The sequence below is a fragment of the Wolbachia endosymbiont of Pentidionis agamae genome (assembly GCF_036711655.1).
Taxonomy (GTDB): domain Bacteria; phylum Pseudomonadota; class Alphaproteobacteria; order Rickettsiales; family Anaplasmataceae; genus JAZHPY01.
This window is the reverse complement of record NZ_JAZHPY010000118.1, coordinates 1-2046: the sequence shown is the minus strand read 5'-3', so window position 1 is coordinate 2046 and position 2046 is coordinate 1. Positions and strand designations below refer to the sequence as shown.

Annotated in this window: 2 protein-coding genes; one reads left to right on the top strand and one right to left on the bottom strand. The window is 26.8% G+C overall.

Annotated features, from left to right (window positions below; translation table 11 throughout):
• Nucleotides 1-819 (top strand): hypothetical protein (locus tag V6U76_RS05140; RefSeq protein WP_333024059.1); only part of this gene is annotated, 819 nt, incomplete at its 5' end.
• On the opposite strand, the gene V6U76_RS05135 is transcribed toward V6U76_RS05140, so the two are convergent.
• Nucleotides 802-1974 carry a hypothetical protein gene (locus V6U76_RS05135; protein ID WP_333024058.1) on the bottom strand — a complete coding sequence of 391 codons (1173 nt, stop codon included), beginning with the start codon at nt 1972-1974 and terminating at the stop codon, nt 802-804. The two genes, V6U76_RS05140 and V6U76_RS05135, sit on opposite strands and share 18 nt — an antisense overlap.
• Nucleotides 1975-2046 lie beyond the last annotated feature (72 nt).

Sequence of the window (2046 nt, the reverse complement as noted above, 5' to 3'; positions counted from 1 at the left end):
GTAATAGATAAGGCAAATGATGTTCGCAATACTAAAATAGTAACAGCTATTGATGTTCTAATATCTATAGTATCTTTAGGGCATATAATATCACTACAGTTTTGTTGTAATTTTATTAATACCAATAAGCACTATATTCTTTTTATAAGTAATATTGCTTCAATAGTGAGCATGCCACTAATTATTCTAAGTATACTGTATTATATATCTATTTTACAGAACCTAATTAACACTGAAAAAAGTAAAGAAAGCAATCATAAACATAAAAAACTTAGAATTATAAGTATATCAGTGTTATTAATTTATAATGTCACGAAAGTATTAATTAAAACAAAAGTAGTGGATCTTCTTGATAATGCAAGAGTCATATCTTATGTTAAATTGCTACCAACAATTTTATTTGTAGGTGTTTTTGAATCTATATTATGTTACCGTGCATATAAAGAATGGAAAACTAATAAGGACTCTAGCAAAGATAATGACTTAACACAGTCTCTAATTTTAAAATCTTTAATTTTTTTACTTGGATTAACTGGTTTTATGATTAAAATCCATATGTTTAATGTATCAGATATACCAATACACTTAGGTAACGAGATAGTTTTTATTCTTAGTGTAAGTGCTACAATTAGTGTATCGCGTATACTATATTATATGGTGCCTGATGTTAAGAAGCTTTTTAGTTCTTCTGCTAATACTAGCACTATGATACAAGACCTTGGTGTTGCTAGTAATATAAATAAAATAAAAATAATGTTGTTAATGATTACTGAGATTTTAGCAGCAAAATTATATAATAAATCAATGTCTTTGAAATGAAGTACTTGGCTCATCTACTGATAAGATACTTGTTAATTCATAATCTGGAACAGCTCCTGGCAAATGGTTGACACTTAATTGATTTGATTTATTCTTATGTGAAACATTCATTACCTCTGGTAAACTTCTATGATTTGCTTGGTTAATACTTTCTGACGGTGGTCTTTCCTGCGTTATTAGAGGTAACAGTAATCTATGCCGTGGTGTGAGATTAAAATCTAATAATTCATCTTTAATATTATCTATATTGTTAGATAATATGTGTTTTATATGTTCTATAATGTCTTCACTTTTATCAAATAATTTTTCTTGTAGTGTTAATTGCCTAGAATGTCGAAAACCTATAAAGCAAGGTATTAGGCTAAAAAAAGCCATAATACCTATTGCAAGAGAAGAAAACATTAATATCTGACCATAGACATTATTGAATGATTTGATTTTTTCTTCTAAAAAGTGGAAAGCCGATATGTTCACATTCTTATATTTATAATTTTTTAACTCATTTTTAACTTCCTTATTTTCCATTATACTTTTATAAACCATGCTTTTTAATTTTACTATGATATTCCTTAAGGAATTATCTTCTATATATTCGTTCCTTCCTACAGTTGCATTAGCAAATTCAGTAATAATTTCAGTTAAGTTATATTTTGATTCAGCCATATACTGCCATAACTGTGCGATAGCAGGCACTACCTGACTTATAACAAAATCTGTTGTTAGATTTTCTTGAGATTGTGCTGTAAAATTTATCACTGTCCCATATAAAACACTTGCAATGCTTACAATTGTTGCAAGCACAGTACCAATTCCATACATATTATTCTGAAAAGTTAACTTGCTATTTAATTTTTTATGTTCTAGCTTTAATTTTACTTGAACTTGTATGTTGTAAAAGTAATAAAATTTTAAGAGCATATCCAGGTTTAAATCATCTATTGCATATTCATATTCATACATGCCATCTTTATCTTTTTCATAAGCGGTTTCTTCGTTTAATAATTGACATACTAAATCTATGTTGTTGCATTGCACTGCATCGTGTAAAGATAATGCAGTATCATTTTTCCATCTAAAATTAGATAATATTGCAAAATATGACAGTATTTTTTTATATATATTATTTTTTAATATCAAGTAAATATTTGAGTGCATAACTTTTCATCGACACAATATAAAGTAATCTATTATATATTATGTAAAAATATAATGCAACGAAAATTTTAC

What these genes read in the sequence shown, in the direction of transcription:
- V6U76_RS05135 (WP_333024058.1), bottom strand. Translation starts at nt 1,974, where the DNA reads ATGCACTCAAATATTTACTTGATATTAAAAAATAATATATATAAAAAA.